Source organism: Pseudomonas sp. NPDC098747 (assembly GCF_044760045.1).
GTDB lineage: Bacteria > Pseudomonadota > Gammaproteobacteria > Pseudomonadales > Pseudomonadaceae > Aquipseudomonas.
The window spans coordinates 16916-34699 of the sequence record NZ_JBIWAL010000013.1; the positions used below are offsets into that span (position 1 = coordinate 16916).

The following is a 17784-nucleotide window of genomic DNA, read 5'->3' on the forward strand; positions in this document are numbered from 1 at the left end:
GGCCTACTCCTTGGCGACGCGTTTCATGTCCGCATCCATCATCATGCGGATCAAGGTATCCAGGTCGGTTTTCGGCTTCCAGCCCAGTACACGCTGAGCCTTGGCCGGATTGCCGAGCAGCACTTCGACTTCAGCCGGGCGGAAAAACGCCGGGTCGATCTTCACGTAGTCGCGGTAGTTGAGGCCAACGTGATCGAAGGCGATGCGGCACATTTCGCGCACCGTGGTGGTTATGCCGGTGGCGACCACAAAATCGTCGGGCTTGTCCTGTTGCAGCATCAGCCACATGGCTTCGACGTAATCACCGGCGAAACCCCAGTCACGCTTGGCGTCAATGTTGCCCAAGCTCAGTTCGTGCTGTTTGCCTTGCTTGATGCGGGCGGCGGCATCGGTGACCTTGCGAGTAACGAACTCGATCCCGCGCAGCGGCGATTCATGGTTGAACAGAATGCCGCTGCTGGCGTGCAGGTTGAAGCTTTCGCGGTAGTTGACGGTGATCCAGTGACCGTACAACTTGGCCACGCCGTACGGGCTGCGCGGGTAGAACGGTGTGTTTTCATCCTGTTGTTCGGCCTGGATCAGACCGAACATTTCACTGGTCGATGCCTGATAGAACCGGGTGTGCGGGCTGAACTGGCGGATCGCTTCGAGCAAGTGAGTGACGCCCAGGCCATCGACGATGCCGGTGGTCACCGGTTGGTCCCAGGAGGCGGCGACAAAACTTTGCGCTGCGAGGTTGTACACCTCGTCCGGCGCCGACTTGATCACGGCGCGCTGTACCGAGCAGGCGTCGGCCATGTCACCGTCCAGATAGACGATGTCGGCTTCGACGCCCATTTCGCGCAGGCGCCAGCGCGAATCGCTGCTGCGCCGTGCCACGAAGCCGTAAACCTTGTAGCCCTTGTCGAGCAACAGTTTGGCCAGATACGCGCCGTCCTGGCCGGTGATCCCTGTGATCAATGCACTTTTTGTCATTCTTGTCGTACTCGCTTCTCCCAGTCGGACAGGATCGCCCGCAGGGATTGTTGTGTGGTGTTGGCTGGCGACCATCCGGTGGCTGTGGCCAGTTTTGCGTGGCTGCCGCAAACGCGGCGCTGATCAGCGCGACGCATGCGTGCCGGATCCTGAACCAGTTGCATCTCGACTTCGGCCAGATCGGCCAGTTGTTCGATCAGGCTGCGGATGCTCTGCTCGCGCCCCGAGCAGATGTTGTAGACCTGCCCCGGTTGGCCTTTTTCAAGCAGCGCGAAGTAGGCCGAAATCACGTCGCCGACATCAAGGAAGTCGCGGGTCACGTCGATGTCGCCGACTTCCAGTTGTGGCGCTTGCAGGCCTTGTTTGATGCGATTGATCTGGCGGGCGGCACTGGCGATGACGAAGCTGTCCTTCTGCCCGGTGCCGATGTGATTGAACGGCCGCGCGACCAGCACCGGCCACTGTTCGCTCATGCCCCATTGCAGACTGAGGAACTCCGCCGAGAGTTTGCTCACCGCATAGGGGTTGCGCGGGCAGGGCGGTTGCAGTTCGGTGATCGGCAGAGCGCTTTCGCCGACCTGGCCGTAGACGTCGCCGGAGCTGACGTACAGGAAGGTGCCAGCAAAGCCGCGCGCCTTGAGGGCCTGCAACAGGTTGAGGGTGCCGAAGAGATTGATGTCGAGTGTGCGCGCTGGATCGCGAAAGGCCTCGGGGACGAACGTCTGCCCGGCCAGATGGATGACCGCGTCGGGCAGTTGAGGCCAGAGATCTACGAGACTGCCCGCGTCCGTAAGGTCGTAGGGCGTTGCGGCAGACAGAAGCTCCCACGACGAATCGGGTAGCGCCAATCGTGACTGAATATGTTGTCCCACGAAGCCACTGAGCCCCGTGATGAACAGACGCTTTTTCAAACCGCGACCCCTTGGTCTTGAACTTGCGCCACTTTCCCACAGGCTTTAAGGAGAAGTCTGTCAGACCGATAGAAAAAACCGGCGGGACGACGGGCGAAGTCAGTTGTTGTAGTTGTTTGGTGCCAATCTGTGCCAATTGCGCGGCAATTTCAACAGGCAAACTGTGACTGGTCAGTTCTCGTTAGCGTAGTCAGATTTTTCTCGTCGTGCGGTTCACGAATCCTCGACGGATGTGTTTAGAATGCCCTTCGTCGCGATTCCCCAAAGTTCACCGTGGGCGTTGCGCAACAGGGTGAAACCAACCACTAAAACAAGAACGAAGACGTGCCTGTAGATGAAGGTCAAGCCCCGGCGATGCCGACTTGATCCGACGTCGGGCCGTCATAGCATGAAGCGGTCGGGATGGCTGCTTCATCGTGGGATGCCATGAATTTCATTCTTTACTCGGACGTCAACGACAGCTCCATCAGCCAGAGTCTCGGGCGTCCCGAATACAGTTACTACTTCGTGCTCAAGGCTTATCGGCCGGTGCTTGAAAGCCTTGGCCGCGTGCATGTGGTGGCGTCGGTCGACGAGGTCGATCCGCTGTACCGGCAGTTAAGTGAAGCCGGTCAGGAATGCCTGTTCCTTTCGTTTTCGCCACCGCACAAAACCCCAATCGATCTGCAGTGCCCGATGGTCTGCGTGATTGCCTGGGAGTATGACTCGATCCCGTCCGAGTGCTGCGACGACGATCCTCGCCAGGACTGGAGCCAGACCCTGGCACGTCATGGCCGGGTGATTACCTTGTCCACCCACACCGCGCAGGCGATCCGCCGGACACTGGGTGAAGACTTCCCCGTGCTGGTGCTGCCCACGCCGTTGTGGGAACGCTTTGCGCACGTGCGGCGAGACTATCCAAGTGTCCCGGTAAACCAGGGCACCACGCTGCAGATCAAGGGCTGCATCATCGACAGTCGCGCGCTGGGGCTGTCCGCCGATGGCTTGATTGCGCCGATATTCAGTGAGCAGGAGCTGGAAACTCGCGGCCTGGCGGAACCCGAGGCCGAACCGGAGCCGGAACCCGAAGCACCTGTGCCGCTGACCCTGCGCCGACGTGTATTCATTTCCAAACACTACTTGCGCGAAAGCTACCGGGCGCTGACGGCGCCTGCCGAACACCCGCCGCTGTTTTTACTCAAGCACAACCTGCTCCTGTGGTATCGCGAAGCCGTGTGCGATCTGGTGCCGGACGCCATCCGCCAGCAACTGACGAAATTGCGCACGCCGCCCCCACCGCCGCCGTCCTTGCCGGTGCCCACCACTGTGAGCGAGGCGATGAAACCTGACGCGCATCCGCCAGCGGCGTTGCCCGATACCAACGAGCAGGTGCAGATAGATGTCAGTGGTGTGGTCTACGTCAGCGTGTTCAATCCCGCGGACGGTCGCAAGAACTGGCATCACCTGATTACCGCGTTCTGCTGGGCGATGCGTGACAACGAAGACGCCACGCTGGTGCTGAAAATCACCCAGAACGACTTGTCGAGCTACTACGTTCACTTGATCACCTTGCTCTCGCAACTCTCGCCGTTTGCCTGTCGGGTGGTGGTCATGCACGGCTATCTGGACGACGAGGAGTTCGCCAGGCTTTACGGTGCCGCGAGTTTCTACGTCAACGCCTCTCGCTGCGAAGGTTTGTGCCTGCCGTTGATGGAATTCATGGCCTGCGCCAAACCGGTGATTGCCCCGAACCACACGGCGATGCACGACTATATCGATGAGCAGGTCGGATTCGTCGTCAAGTCCAGTCATGAGCCAACGATCTGGCCGGAGGATGTGCGCATCCTCTATCGCACCCTGCGCCATCGCCCGGACTGGGGCTCGTTGAAAGCCGCCTATGAGGACAGTTACGCCATGGCCAAAAACCATCCGGAGGCGTATCAGGCGATGGCCGCGGCAGCCAATGAACGCATGCGCGATTACTGCGGCTTCGCCCCGGTTCAGCAGCGCGTGATGCAGTTTTTCGAGCTCAAGGCGCAGGGCGAAACCACGCCGCTGACGGTCGAGTCGAGGACTGCCTCATGTTGATCATCATTCATTCGGAAACCAACAAGAGCAACATCCAGCAGAACCTTGGACGGCCCGAGTACAGCTATTACTTTGTGCTCAAGGAATTCCGCCCGGTGCTGGAGCGCATCGGTCAGGTCATCGAAGTCAGCAACCCCGACGAACTGGTGGACCGGCTGTATTTCGACTGTCTGAGCCGGGGTGAGGAGTGCGTCTACCTGTCGTTTTCGCCGCCGCACCGCACGCCGATTCATTACGCCTGCCCAACCATCCCGGTGTTTGCCTGGGAGTTCAGCACCATCCCCACCGAGAGCTGGCAGGGCGAACCGCGCCACGACTGGCGTGTGGTGCTTGAGGCGTGTGGCCGGGCGATTACCCATTCGACCTTCACGGTCAACACCGTGCGCGATGTGATGGGCGAAGACTATCCGGTGTGCGCGATCCCTGCGCCGGTGTGGGATCGCTTCGCCGCACGCGGTGAGCATCTGGAGCGACGCCCTGTGGTCGAGCCGGTCACGCTGAACCTGCGTGGGCTGCTGATCGACAGTCGCACTGTCGACTTGCGGCCTTACGGGCCACCCGGACGCTGCGAAGGCACGCCAATATCCTTTGCCGCGCCGGCGCAGGATTGTCCGTTGCAGCTCGACGGCGTGGTCTACACCTCGGTGTTCAATCCTTACGACGGGCGCAAGAACTGGCAGGACATGATCAGCGCGTTCTGCACGACATTCCGCGACACCCCCGATGTGACGTTGGTACTGAAACTCACGCACCACGATATCGCCAATGCGCTCACCGACATGCTCCACCACTTGTACAAAAACCAGTCCTACCAATGCCGGATCGTCCTGATTCACGGCTATCTGGCGGACGGTGATTACGAGCGGCTGGTGCAAGCCACCAGCTACGTGGTCAACAGTTCATATGGTGAAGGCCAGTGCCTGCCGCTGATGGAATTCATGTCATGCGGCAAACCGGCCATTGCGCCGTTGAACACGGCGATGGCCGACTATGTGAACAGCGACAACGCGTTCATCGTCGACTTCACCGAAGAACTGACGGCCTGGCCGCATGATCCACGCGCCGCCTACCGCACGATGCGTTACATGACCAATTGGGATTCGCTGTGTGCGGCCTATCGCGCCAGTTATGACGTGGCGAAAACCGATCAGCCGCGTTACGCCGCGATGTCGGCCGAAGCCGTGCGCAGCCTGCAACGGTTTTGTAGCCAGGCCACCGCCGAACAGCGTTTGCGGGCGTTTTTTGCCCAGCACTCAGCCACCGCCGAGGCCGTATCCGTGGAAGCATCGGGCACATGATCCGTCGTTTGCTCGCCTGCTTTCGCCCGGCGCCTGTACCGGCCTCCTTACCGGAGCCGACGCCTGCGCCGCGCGATACGGTGTCGCCGCGCGACGTCGGTTTGCGTGACGCCGTCCTCGACGGTTGGTTCCTGGGTGACAGCGGTGAGCTGCTCAAAGGCTTTGCAATCACGGCTGACGATACGTTGCTCGATGTCGGTTGCGGCGAAGGTGTAGCGACACTGTTTGCGGTTCGCCAAGGCGCCTCGGTAATCTTCACCGACAGTGAGCTGGACAAGGTGCGCGACCTCGCCCGTCAGGTCGAAGCGCAAAGCCGCCAGTCGAATCTCGGACTGGTCAGCAACAGTTTGCCGTTGCCGCTGGCCGATGGTTGCGCCAGCAAAGTGGTGTGCATGGAAGTGCTGGAGCATATCGACCAGCCTGAGCCGTTCATGGCCGAACTGGTGCGCATGGGCCGTCCCGGCGCGCAATACCTGCTCAGCGTGCCGGCGCCGATTGGCGAACACCTGCAAAAAGGCATTGCTCCGGCCAGTTACTACCAGTCACCCAATCATGTGCAGATTTATACCCCGGAGCGCTTCGCCGCGTTGGTCGAGGACGCAGGTCTGGTGATCGAGCATCGTCAGGCCAACGGCTTTTTCTGGGTGATGGGCATGATCTTTTTCTGGGCCGGCGAACGTGCGGCCGGTCGGGACCCCGCCGGTGCGGTACGCGATCGAATCCAGGAGCCGTTCATGCCGTTGATGGAGAGCTGGGCCAGAACCTGGCAGGACTTGCTCGATCAACCCGAAGGGCTCGCCATCAAGCAAACGCTCGACCGTTTCATGCCCAAAAGCCAGGTGATCATCGCCCGCAAACCGCTGGACGCGGGAGAGACGCCATGAGCGACGAACGGATCATGAATATCAATTTTGGAGCCACCTCATGCTGAGCTTTTTGAAGAAACTCACAGCGACGACCCCCGCACCGATTGATGCGCCAGTCGCTGCGGTCACGCCAGTCGCCGAGAAGGTCGATCCGTTCATGCTCGGTCTGCACGATGCCCAGCTCAGCGGCTGGTTCAACGAAGAGACGGGCGAGCTCTATAAGGGTTTCCCGGTGTCGGCGGATGACATCGTGATCGATGTCGGCTGTGGTGACGGCGGCAACATGCAGTTTTGCGGCCGGCGTGGGGCCCGGCTCATTGTCGCAGACATTGACGGCGACAAGATCGAACAGGCCCGCCAGCGTTTGAGCGAGACTCCGGCGCGCAGTGTCGAGTGCCATGTCACCGACGGCAATCCACTGCCGATTGCCGATGCCACCGCCACCCGCGTGGTCTCCACCGAAGTCCTCGAACATGTCGACGATCCGGCGCAGTTCCTCGCCGAACTGGTGCGCGTCGGCCAGTCGGGAGCGCTGTATCTGTTGAGCGTGCCGCATCCGAGCTCCGAAGACCTGCAAAAAGACATTGCTGCGCCGGCGTATTACGAGAAACCCAATCACATCCGCGTCATCAGCGAAGAACAGTTCAAGACCATGGTCAGTGACGCCGGCCTTGAAGTGATCAGCCACAGCCAGTACGGCTTTTACTGGTCGATGTGGATGCTGCTGTTCTGGGAGGCGAAGGTCGACCTGAGCAACCCCGATCATCCGTTGCTCAACCACTGGGCCAATACCTGGCAAGCCTTGCTCTCGTCACCCCGTGGTGCACAGATCAAAGATGCGCTGGAAACGGTGGTTGCAAAAAGTCAGGTGATCATCGCCCGCAAGCCATAAAGCCTTTAACTGATTGACCCTGCGCTATCGCGAGCAGGCTCACTCCTACAGGTTTTGTGTAACCTTGCAGCCTTGTGGTTTTCAGGGATTGGAAGGTATGCGGTTTCTTCTGGGTCTGTTGGCTTTGATCATGCTGTCTGCTTGCGAGCAGCAGACCGCACCGCCACTGGATCAGCAACTCTACGTTTGGCAACGCCAATGGACGCCAGCCCATGAGGCGGCGTTGCGCGACAGCCGAAGTGAGTTCTCAACCCTGCGTGTGTTGGCATTGCAGGCCTCTCCCCATGAAGGATGGAGTCGGGCGCGCATTGATGCGTCACTGCTGAAAAGTGATGGCCGGCCGTTGATTGCGGTGATCCGTCTCGACGGCCAACTCAAGGCACTGGATCAGCAACAGGTCACGGCGCAGATTCTTCAGGTCATTGCAGATTGGCAGGCGCAGGGGCTGACCCTGAGCGGCGTGGAGATCGACCACGACGCCGGCAATGCGCGGCTGCCGGCCTACGCACAATTCCTCACTCATCTGCACTACGCGTTGCCGACGACGTTGTCGCTGAGCATCACTGCGCTGCCAGCGTGGCTCGACAGTTCGCAGCTGCCTGCGCTGCTGGGCGCGGTCGACAGCAGCGTGCTGCAAGTGCATGCGGTCAGCGACCCTAGGCGAGGTCTGTTCGATGCCGAGCAGGCACGGCGCTGGGCCGAGGCCTGGGGGAACGTCAGCGACAAACCGTTCTATCTGGCGCTACCCGCTTATGGCGTGGCGCTGTTGCCGGATGTCGGCGGCGCACCTGTTGTGGAAAGCGAAGTACAGCTTGAACGTGGCGGTGAGCGCCGCGAATTGATGGCCGATCCGCAGCAACTGAGCCTGCTCGGAAAAGCGCTGCGTGACGATCCGCCAAAACATCTGGCCGGGCTGATCTGGTTTCGCCTGCCGCTGGCCAACGACCGTCGCGCCTGGAGTTTGACCACGCTGCGTGCCGTTGCGCGGGGCGAGGCGTTGCACAGCCAACTCGGTGTGACGTTCAGCGAGCAGAACGGACTCTACGACATCAAGCTCAACAACAACGGCAACCTCGACAGCGCCTGGCCCGCGGAGATCACCTTGAAGGCCCGTGATTGCGAAGGCGCTGACGCGCTCGCCGGTTACTCGTTGCAACAAAGCCCGGATCTGCTTACCTTCACCCGCCTTCGCGACGGCCGATTGCCGGCGAACGGGCAGCGCGCCATTGGTTGGGCGCGTTGCGCACATATTGATCAAGGAGGTTCGCATGTTGACCCGTAACTGGCCCCGCCATCTGCTCTGCCTGAGCCTCAGCCTGCCGCTGGGTTCGGCGCTGGCCTGTGGGCCGGACTTCCCCAACCGTCTACTCGACGATCGTGGGCAGACCTTGGCCGACTTGCCTGCGGGCAACTTTAAATTCGAGATCAGTCGTCTCGGCAAGACCATCGCCGGGCTGAAGAACGTCACCGCTGCCACGCACGATCCCGACGATATGTACGGCGAGGAAAACGCATCGGCCAAGGTGCGCGAGCAAGCCGAACAGGCCGGTTTAAGCAGCGAGCAGGCAGCACTGGTCATGCAACTGCGTGGCCTGACCGATGCGCGTCAGGTTGAAGAGCAGGGCGCCAGTCTGCCGGCTGAGATCCGTCTGTACGTGGCGGGCGCAGTAGCGTTTGCCACGGGCGAACATCAACTGGCGGTCGAGTATTTCAATAAGTTGCTGGCGCTGCCGGCCGACCAGCGTCCGTTGCGCAGCACTTGGGCCGCCTATTCCCTGGGGCGCACCTGGTTTGCCGTGAGCCGCGAGACCGACGCCATCGAGGCGCTGGAGCAATCGCGCGATGCCTTCCGCCAGACTCGCCAAATGAGCATCGATGGCTTCAGTGATCCACTGGAACTGGGCGTTGCGAGTCTCGGTGAAGAGGCGCGGGTGTTGCGCACCGTCGGCGACTGGGGTGGCGCCATCGAACTCTATGAGGCGCAAAACCTGCACGGTTCGGCCGTGGGTTATACGTCGTTGAAGCAACTGATGAACGCACTGGCCGAGATGCCCGAGGTTGATCTGGCGAAACTGCTGCAACACAAAACGGTGCAGCAACTGGTCACCGCGTCGTTGGTCAGCCGTCTCGGCTGGTCGTATGGCGAAGAGCCGCCGAATGAGAAAAAACTCACCAGACTGCTGCAGAACAGCACGCGCGGCAGTCTCGAAAACGCCGATCGACTGGCGGCGATGAATTATCAACAAGGTGATTACGCCAGCGCCAAGGCTTTTCTCGAAAACGCCGGCGATGGCGGACTGGCCTGGTGGTTGCGGGCGAAACTGGCGGTGCGCGATGGTGATAAAACTGCCGCCGCCGCAGCGTACGCCAAAGCTGCGCAGGCCTTCCCGCAGAGCGAAGACTGGGGATATCAGCTCACCACGGATTCGGCATTTGAAACGGTAAAACCGAAATGCCGGGTCGAGGGCGAAAGCGCGATTCTGGCGTTGCAACGGGGTGAATACCTGCAAGCCTTTGTGCAGTTGTATCGCAGCAACAGCATCTATTGGTTCGATGCGGCGACAGTCGCTGAGCGGGTGCTGACGGTCGAAGAGCTCAAGCAGTATGTCGATGACAACGTCCCTGCTCCGGCAGAGCAGGAGGGGCAAGAGCGTAACGAACAACTGCAAATGGCCGAGAACCTGCGCTATCTACTCGCCCGACGTTTGCTGCGCGAAGGGCATTACGCTCAGGCGGTCGACTATTTCGATAGCAGCACTATGAAAGACCAGGCGAAGTACTACGGCGAACAGCGTCTGGCGGCAGACAACGCATGGTGGCCAACGAAACGCGCCACGGCGCTGTTCAATGCCGCTGTGGCAGCGCGTGAAACCGGCTTCCAGATTCTCGGTTATGAGATGGCGCCGGACTATGTCTCGTTTGGTGGCTTCTACTACATCGGCAATAAGGAGTTGCAAGTCTGGCCGCTGGTCAGCGAAGACGAAGTGCAACGCCAGACGGCCAGCGAAGCGCTGACGAAGCAGCGTTTCCACTACCGTTCCGTCGCAACCGAGTTGGCTAATCGTGCTGCCGACAACCTGCCGCACACCAGTCAGGCGTTTGCCGCCGTGCTGTGCAAGGCCGCCGGTTTCAATAGCAGCGTGGAAGAGCAAAAAGCGCTGTATCAGCGCTACGTCAAGGAAGGTCCGTACGTGCCTTGGGCGGAGAATTTCGGCCGTCAGTGCGAGAAACCGGACTTCGCAAACGCTGACAAGCGCTACGTCACTCAAGTCACTGATGCTGTTCGCACAAGCCTGCGGCCGTACAAGTGGCCGGTGATCGGCGCTGTTGTGCTGCTCAGCGCCGCCGCGTTGCTGGTGTTCAGCCGCCGACGCAAGGTGCGCAAAAGCTAAGCCTGCTGGATGAACGTCAGGCGCAGCGCAAAGCCGATCAACAGGCTGCCGAACAGCCATTGTTGAACACGTTGGGCCGTTGGACTGTGTTGCAGCCAACGACCCAGGGCGGCGCCGGTCAAGGCGTAGGCGCTGTCGAACAGCAAGCCGACGCCGACCAGCAGCATGCCGAGCATGGCGAACTGGTTCAGCACGGGCGCACCATCGGCGACGATGAATTGCGGTAACAGCACCGAGCAGAACAGCAGCGCCTTGGGATTGAGCAGATTAGTCAGCAAGCCGCGCCGCACTGCTTCACGCCATTGCCCATGAGTCTGGGCGACCTCCCCGGTATTGAGGTTCGGCAGTAGCGTGCTGCGCAGGCATTGAATGCCGATCCACAGCAGATACGCCGCCCCGGCCAGCCTCACTACTTCGAACGTCCACGGCGCAGCCTTGAACAATGCCGCCAGCCCCAGCGCCGCCAACGCCACATGACAACCCCGAGCAATCCCAAGACCGATGGCGGTGGCCAGCGCCGCGCCGCGACCCTGACGGGCGCCGGTTTGCAGCAACAGGATCATGTCCGGCCCAGGCAACAGAAAAACCACCGCCAATGCCAGGAAAAACAGCCAGAGACTCGCCATGCCACACCCCTTTCGTTGTCGATTTGGTGAGGTAAGTCTAGGGCCGAAGGGCGGGGCAGGTGCGTGCGTAGTCCGCTTCAAAATCCATCGTGATTGGCATAACCTGCTTCTTTTTTCTGCTTATACAATCGGGATCTGCCAACCATGAAACTCGACGCCTTTGATCGCAAGATTCTCGCCGCGCTGCAACGGGACGGACGCCTGAGCAATGTCGAGCTGGCGGATGAGATCGGCCTGTCGGCTTCGCCGTGCTTGCGGCGCGTACGGATGCTGGAGGAGGCCGGGGTGATTCGCGGTTATCAAGCCAATCTGGATCGCGATGAAGTGGGGCTGGGGCTGACGGTGTTTGTCGGGGTCAAGGTCGAGCGGCACAACGATGAACAGGCTGAAGCTTTTTACAAAGCGGTCACTGCGTTGCCGGAAGTGATTTCAGCGTTTCTGGTGTCGGGGGAGTCGGATTTCTTGCTGCAAGTGGTGGTGCCGGACTTGCGTGCGTACGACCGCTTTCTCAGCGGTTGTCTGCTGAAACTGCCGGGGGTGAGTGATATCCGCAGCAACTTTGCGATTCATACGGTGAAGACCCCGGGAGCGTTGCCTTTGGGGCATCTTCCGGGTTGATCGTCTTAGATAGCGCAATTTGTGCACGAATATTTCACGACTTTCGTTATATCGTAACGATATGAGCAGTGAGCCGATGGCTTTGGGGTGATATGCAAGTCGATCTGGAGGTTGAAGGTACGCAAGTGGCCGGACTGCCGCGCTTTCAGCAGGCGGCCACACAGGGCCGACGGTTACGCCGTTTGGCGATCGGCCTCGGCAGTTTGGCCGGGGCGGGGTGGGTGCTGGCGTTTTTTGTCGGGCTGTTTGCGCCTCAGTCGTTGTGGCTGCCGCTGCTGGTCAACCAGAGCGCGGCGTTGCTGGTGGTGGTTGCCGGGCTGCAATCAGCTGGGTGGCTCGCGCAGTGGCGTGCACGGGTGATGAATCCACTGGCATCCACGCCATTGGCCGTCGATGAGCAGCCGGCGCCGGATGGCTGGTATGAACGCCTGCTCGATCGTCTGAGCCAGCGTAGCGTGCATCTGTTGCGCCTGATTGGTGCTGCGACGTTGTGGCTGGGTGGTTGGGCGTTGTTGGTGGTGCTCAGCATCGAGCAGGTGTGGGACCTGACATTGCCGCCCGCAATTGTTGGCGTGTCTGCCACAGTCGGTGCGGCGTTGGCGTTGTTATTGGCGTTCGGTTTATTGGTGCTAGAGCGGCAACTGGCTCAGGAAAACCCGGCGCAATGGCCTGAAGCGAGTTCGCTAGCCCAACTGACGCGTGTCGCGATCATCAGTCTGGTGCTCGGCGCTTTGTGTCTGTTGTTCGCCAGCGAAACCGCCGTTTGGCCGGTACGCCTCTCGGTGCTGATCGGAATCTTGCCGGGATTGGTGGCAATCGAGCTGCTATTGCGCGCCGTTCTATCGCTGTTCAGCCCTCAACGCGAACAGCTTGAACCGACGCTGCTGGCGCGCAGTTTCGTCGCCGACATGCTGCGCTGGCCGCCACAACCACTGCTGGCGCTACAGCACGAATTGCACAATCGCTTCGGCATCGATCTACGCCAGATATGGGCGTTCAGCTACATGCGTCGAGCGTTTCTGCCGGTGTTGGCGTTGGTTGTAGCGGTCGGCTGGTTGCTGACCGGTCTCCATGAAATCCCATTGCAAGGTCGAGGCATCTACGAGCGTTTCGGCAAGCCGGTGCAAGTGTTCGGCCCTGGTTTGCACGCAGGATTGCCGTGGCCACTGGGCCGGGTGTTGAGCGTGGAAAACGGCGTGGTGCATGAGCTGGCGACCAGCGTTGGCGAAAATCCGGCGCCGGTTCAACCCGTACCTGCTGAAGGCCCGGCGCCGACGACGGCCAACCGCTTGTGGGACGCCAGCCATGTGAATGATAAATCTCAAGTGATCGCCAGCAGCCGTGGCGAGCAGCAGAGCTTTCAAATCGTCAATATGGATGTGCGTTTCGTCTATCGCATCGGCCTCACCGATCAAGCAGCGCTGGCGGCTACTTACAACAGCGCCGATGTGCCGATGCTTATCCGCAGCACCGCCAGCCGGATTCTGGTCCACGATTTTGCCTCGCGCACCCTCGACGGTTTGCTCGGTGCGGACAGGGTAGGGCTCGCTGAAGAAATCGGCCTCGCGGTGCAAAGCGATCTGCAACAACTCGACAGCGGCGTGGAAATTCTCGCCACGGTCGTCGAGGCCATTCACCCACCCGCCGGTGCCGCCAATGCCTATCACGGCGTGCAAGCGGCGCAAATCGGTGCCCAGGCGTTGATCTCCCGTGAACGCGGCGCCGCAGCTGAAGCGAGTAATCAGGCGCAAATGCAAGCAAGCCTTGCTCGCGATCAGGCCAGCGCCAACGCGCGTGAAATCAGCGCCGCCGCGCAGGCAGCAGATCTGAAGTTCAGTGCCGAACAAAAAGCCTACGCCAGCGCGGGTCAGGCGTTCGTTCTTGAGCAATACCTCAGTCAGCTCAGCCAAGGCCTGAGCAAAGCCAAATTGCTGGTACTCGACCATCGACTGGGCGGCAGCAGCAATCCGCCGACTATCGATCTGCGTACGTTCACGCTGCCGGCTGATCCGACGCCCGCACGTTCTATCGCTCAACCAGGAGCCGCCCATTGAGCCAGTCGCACACTCACGATCATCATGACCACGGTGGCCACGATCACGGCCACGGCGGACATCACCATCATCATGGGCATCATCACCACGGTGCGTCGGAGGAGGCGGGGCCTTTTCCATGGCGACGCATGGGTTGGGCGGCGTTGCTGGTGGCGTTCGCCATCGCCGCGGCGAGCCTGGTGCAAGTGCGCTCCGGTGAAGCCACAGTCATTACCCGTTTCGGTAATCCGTCGCGGGTATTGCTCGATCCGGGTTTGAGCTGGCGCTGGCCCGCGCCATTCGAAGCGGCGATCCCGGTGGATCTGCGCCTGCGTACAACCTCCAGTGGTTTGCAGGATGTCGGCACTCGGGATGGTTTACGCATCATCGTCCAGGCTTATGTTGCGTGGCAGGTGCAGGGTGATCCGGACAATGTGCAGCGCTTCATGCGCGCCGTGCAGAACCAACCGGACGAGGCCGCACGGCAAATTCGGACGTTTGTTGGCTCCGCTCTGGAAACCACGGCCAGCAGCTTTGATCTGGCGAATCTGGTGAACACCGATGCCAATCAAGTGCACATCGCCGAATTCGAGGCGCAGTTGCGTCGGCAAATAGATCAGCAACTTCTCTCGACTTACGGCGTGCGCGTGGTGCAAGTCGGTATCGAACGGCTGACCTTGCCGTCGGTGACGCTCACCGCCACGGTCGATCGGATGCGCGCCGAGCGTGAAACAATTGCCACCGAACGCACGGCTATCGGCAAGCGTGAAGCTGCGCAAATCCGTTCCGCGGCCGAGCGTGATGCGCGGATTGTTCAGGCGGATGCCACGGTGAAAGCCGCTGATATCGAAGCGCAATCTCGCGTTGAAGCCGCGCAGATCTACGGCCGCGCTTACGCCAGTTCGCCGCAGTTGTATAACTTGCTGCGTTCGCTGGACACCCTCGGCACCATCGTCACGCCAGACACCAAGCTGATACTGCGCACCGATGCCGCGCCTTTCCGTGTTCTGGTCGACGGCCCGCCGAATCTCGGCAGCAAATCCGGATCGCAGCCATGAGTGAAGAAGTTCCACGTGGAACATATTCGCTGAACAGTCCGTGGATTCAGGCCGGGCGTTTGGCGTTTTTTGCCCTGTACGGCGTGACCGTGCTGGCCGCGGTGGCTTGGGCATTCTCGAATGTCCGGCAGATTGATCCGCAGAATCGCGCCGTGGTTTTGCACTTTGGTGCGCTCGATCGCATCCAGAATGCCGGTTTGCTGTTGGCGTGGCCGCAGCCATTCGAGCAGGTGGTTTTGCTGCCAGCGGCAGATCGAGTGATCGAGCGTCGAGTGGAAAACCTGCTGCGCAACGATGAGGCGTTGAAGGCTGATCGGGTTGCCACGTTCGCCACGCCGCTCAGCGATGCATTGGCCGGATCTGGTTATTTATTGACCGGTGACGCCGGCGTCGTGCAATTGGATGTGCGAGTGTTTTACAAAGTGACCGATCCCTATGACTTCGTGCTGCAGGGCGATCATGTGCTGCCAGCGTTTGATCGGCTGGTCACTCGCAGCGCCGTGGCACTAACCGCTGCGCGGGATCTGGACACCATTCTGGTTGCTCGACCGGAGTTGATCGGTGCCGATAATCAGGCCGCCGAACGTCGCGAACGCTTGCGCGGTGATCTGGTGCAAGGCATCAACCAACGCTTGGCTGATCTGAAAGCAAGCGGGCAGGGCATCGGCGTCGAGGTGGCGCGGGTTGATGTGCAATCGAGTCTGCCCGGTCCCGCCGTCAGCGCGTTCAACGCGGTGCTGACCGCCAGCCAGCAAGCCGACAAAGCCGTGGCCAACGCCCGCACCGAGGCTGAGAAACTTACTCAGACCGCCAACGAACAAGCCGATCGCACGCTGCAAGTCGCTCACGCTCAGGCGGGTGAGCGCTTGGCCAAAGCGTCTGCCGACACTGCCACGGTGTTGAGTCTGGCCAAGACCCAACTTCAGGGAGCCGACCCGCAAATGCTCCTGCGCCTGTACCGCGAGCGCATGCCGAAAATCCTTGGTCAGGCAGGATCAGTGACCACGGTCGATCCGAAAGACGATTCCCGCCTGATCATTCAGGGAGCCAGTAAATGACTGCGACCACCGCTGCACCGAGCCTGCTGTCCTCGGCTGAACAACGCCGCGCCGCGCGCCAACTGACGTTGGCCATGCTCGCGCTCGGTCTGCTCGGCCTCGGTCTGATTTGGCGTTGGCTGGTGCCGGAACAAACCGGTGTCAGTCAGTTGCTGCTGGGTGTTGCTTCTTTATTAGTCGCCGTTCCGGTGATGCGTTCAGCGTGGTACAGCCTGCGGTATCCGAGCCTGCACGGCATTACCGACCAACTGATTGCCCTGGCGATGCTTGGGGCATGGGCGACGGGCGATCTGCTGACCGCCGCGTTACTGCCGATCATCATGATCTTCGGCCATGTGCTGGAGGAGCGTAGCGTCATTGGCTCGCAGGAAGCGATTCACGCACTCGGTCAATTGACCCGCAGTCATGCCCGCAAGATTCAAGCTGACGGCTCGATCATTGAAGTCGACAACGGCACGCTCAAGTCCGGTGACACCGTCGAGGTCCGTGCGGGTGATCGGGTGCCGGCGGACGGGCGCGTTTTGTCCGGCCAGGCCAGCCTCGACACCGCGTCGATTACCGGTGAATCCGTACCGGTGGAAGCGAGCGTCGGCATGACGGTGTTTGGCGGCGCGATCAACCTCGACGGTTTGCTGCGCATCGAAGTGACCCGCACCGGCGACGAGTCGACGTTGGGCAAAGTTATCGCGCTGATGCAAAACGCCGAGCGTTCGAAGCCGCCGATCACCCGATTGCTGGAACGCTATGCCGGCAGTTACATGGTGCTGGTGTTGCTGTTGGCGGCAGTCACCTGGTTCATCACAAATGATGCGCAAGCGATGCTCGCGGTGTTGGTCGCCGCGTGTCCGTGCGCGTTGGTGTTGTCGGCACCGGCAACGGCGATTGCCGGCGTGGCGGTGGCGGCGCGGCACGGGATTCTGATCCGCAGCTCGGCCTTCCTTGAAGAGCTGGCCGATCTCACCTCGCTGGTCGTCGACAAGACCGGCACCCTGACTTACGGCACCTTGCGCTTGCAGTCGATCAACAGCTCGCACGCGGATCAGTCGACGCTCATGGCGCTCGCCGCCAGTCTGGGCGCGGCGAGCAGTCATCCGGTCAGTCGTGCGCTGGCGGGGTTGGTCAATCAGGACGACTGTTTGCCACTCACCGATATCCACGAACGGCAGGGCCTCGGTGTAGTCGCCATGACCGGGCAGGGCGAAGCAGCGCTGGGTCGTCCGGAGTTGTTCGCACAACTGGGCATCACTACTACGACTGTCCCTGAACACGATGGACCGATTGCCGGCCTGGCCTTGAACGGTGAGTTTCTCGCCTGGCTGCTGTTGGCTGACAGCGTCAAACCGGAAGCCCGATTTGCCCTCAGTGAATTGCGTGAGTTAGGCCTTGGGCGGCAACTGTTGCTGACCGGCGATCGACAAAGTGTGGCCGACACACTGGCCCGTGAAGTCGGCTTGAAAGAAGTCGAAGCTCAGGCATTGCCCGAGGACAAACTCAATCGTGTGCTAAAAGAAATCAACAACGGTTTCCGGCCGATGGTGGTGGGCGACGGCATCAACGACTCGCTGGCGCTCAAGGCTGGCGTGGTCGGTGTGGCGATGGGCGCGGGCGGGGCAGACATTGCCTTGGCTTCGGCCGATATCGTGTTGATCGGCAGCGATCTGCGTCGGCTCGGTACCTGCGTGCGGCTGAGCCGTCAGTGCCGGCGAACCTTGCAGGTCAACGTGATCATCGGCCTGGGCTGGACGCTGGCCATCGTCGTGTTCGCCGCTTTCGGCTGGCTCGGCGCTGCCGGGGCAATGATTGCTGCGTTATTGCACAACCTCAGCACATTGCTGGTGTTGGGCAATGCCGGGCGTTTGCTACGCTTTCAAGAGCCGCTGCTCCAGCTCAAGGAAGAAATTTGAAATTATTTTTCGCCCCGATGTAACGCCATCAGGGCAGCGTTCTCTAGTGCTATGTCGGGACTGAACAACCTTTCAACCGACACCCC

General features: G+C 60.8%; 14 protein-coding genes. 11 read left to right on the forward strand and 3 right to left on the reverse strand.

The features are described from left to right. Window positions 1-3: 3 nt before the first annotated feature. A complete protein-coding gene (gene gmd, locus ACIQVE_RS10910; RefSeq protein ID WP_402807776.1) occupies window positions 4-975 on the reverse strand; it encodes a GDP-mannose 4,6-dehydratase in 972 nt (323 codons plus the stop codon). Continuing rightward, the gene (locus tag ACIQVE_RS10915) at window positions 972-1886 is read right to left on the reverse strand and encodes a GDP-mannose 4,6-dehydratase (RefSeq protein ID WP_402807777.1); all 915 of its coding nucleotides are present in this window, start codon (window positions 1884-1886) and stop codon (window positions 972-974) included. The genes gmd and ACIQVE_RS10915 overlap by 4 nt, the downstream gene beginning before the upstream one ends. A 426-nt stretch (window positions 1887-2312) precedes the next feature. Here ACIQVE_RS10915 and ACIQVE_RS10920 point away from each other — a divergent pair, with 426 nt between their 5' ends. The 6 genes from ACIQVE_RS10920 (at window position 2313) to ACIQVE_RS10945 (ending at window position 10401) form a co-directional block, all read left to right on the forward strand. Beyond that, window positions 2313-3953, forward strand: a complete 1641-nt coding sequence (locus tag ACIQVE_RS10920) for a glycosyltransferase (RefSeq protein WP_402807780.1) — start codon at window positions 2313-2315, stop codon at window positions 3951-3953. Next, the gene (locus ACIQVE_RS10925) at window positions 3947-5251 is read left to right on the forward strand and encodes a glycosyltransferase (protein ID WP_402807781.1); all 1305 of its coding nucleotides are present in this window, start codon (window positions 3947-3949) and stop codon (window positions 5249-5251) included. Before ACIQVE_RS10920 ends, ACIQVE_RS10925 begins: the two co-directional genes overlap by 7 nt. Further along, window positions 5248-6135, forward strand: a complete 888-nt coding sequence (locus ACIQVE_RS10930; protein ID WP_402807783.1) for a class I SAM-dependent methyltransferase — start codon at window positions 5248-5250, stop codon at window positions 6133-6135. The genes ACIQVE_RS10925 and ACIQVE_RS10930 overlap by 4 nt, the downstream gene beginning before the upstream one ends. A 40-nt stretch (window positions 6136-6175) precedes the next feature. Further along, entirely contained in the window at window positions 6176-7009 is an 834-nt protein-coding gene (locus ACIQVE_RS10935) for a class I SAM-dependent methyltransferase (protein WP_402807785.1), read from the forward strand. 97 nt (window positions 7010-7106) lie between these two features. Beyond that, window positions 7107-8291: a DUF3142 domain-containing protein gene (locus tag ACIQVE_RS10940; RefSeq protein WP_402807787.1), complete on the forward strand. Its 1185-nt coding sequence runs from the start codon at window positions 7107-7109 to the stop codon at window positions 8289-8291. Then, the gene (locus ACIQVE_RS10945; RefSeq protein ID WP_402807789.1) at window positions 8278-10401 is read left to right on the forward strand and encodes a hypothetical protein; all 2124 of its coding nucleotides are present in this window, start codon (window positions 8278-8280) and stop codon (window positions 10399-10401) included. Before ACIQVE_RS10940 ends, ACIQVE_RS10945 begins: the two co-directional genes overlap by 14 nt. Here ACIQVE_RS10945 and ACIQVE_RS10950 read toward each other — a convergent pair. Next, window positions 10398-11027 (reverse strand): LysE family translocator, encoded by a 630-nt coding sequence (locus tag ACIQVE_RS10950; protein ID WP_402807791.1) that lies wholly within the window; start codon window positions 11025-11027, stop codon window positions 10398-10400. The genes ACIQVE_RS10945 and ACIQVE_RS10950 overlap by 4 nt on opposite strands. Before the next feature lie 144 nt (window positions 11028-11171). Here ACIQVE_RS10950 and ACIQVE_RS10955 point away from each other — a divergent pair, with 144 nt between their 5' ends. The 5 genes from ACIQVE_RS10955 to ACIQVE_RS10975 all read left to right on the forward strand — a co-directional run bounded on the left by ACIQVE_RS10955 (window position 11172) and on the right by ACIQVE_RS10975 (window position 17698). Next, window positions 11172-11645, forward strand: coding sequence for an Lrp/AsnC family transcriptional regulator (locus ACIQVE_RS10955; protein WP_402807793.1), 474 nt, complete (start codon window positions 11172-11174; stop codon window positions 11643-11645). A gap of 92 nt (window positions 11646-11737) precedes the next feature. Next, the gene (gene hflK, locus ACIQVE_RS10960) at window positions 11738-13699 is read left to right on the forward strand and encodes a protease modulator HflK (RefSeq protein WP_402807960.1); all 1962 of its coding nucleotides are present in this window, start codon (window positions 11738-11740) and stop codon (window positions 13697-13699) included. Then, complete coding sequence (gene hflC / locus ACIQVE_RS10965; RefSeq protein ID WP_402807795.1) at window positions 13696-14736, forward strand: protease modulator HflC; 1041 nt, start codon at window positions 13696-13698, stop codon at window positions 14734-14736. The genes hflK (ACIQVE_RS10960) and hflC overlap by 4 nt, the downstream gene beginning before the upstream one ends. After that, window positions 14733-15794 (forward strand): protease modulator HflK, encoded by a 1062-nt coding sequence (hflK, locus tag ACIQVE_RS10970; RefSeq protein ID WP_402807797.1) that lies wholly within the window; start codon window positions 14733-14735, stop codon window positions 15792-15794. The genes hflC and hflK (ACIQVE_RS10970) overlap by 4 nt, the downstream gene beginning before the upstream one ends. Next, window positions 15791-17698, forward strand: a complete 1908-nt coding sequence (locus ACIQVE_RS10975) for a heavy metal translocating P-type ATPase (protein ID WP_402807799.1) — start codon at window positions 15791-15793, stop codon at window positions 17696-17698. The genes hflK (ACIQVE_RS10970) and ACIQVE_RS10975 overlap by 4 nt, the downstream gene beginning before the upstream one ends. Window positions 17699-17784 lie beyond the last annotated feature (86 nt).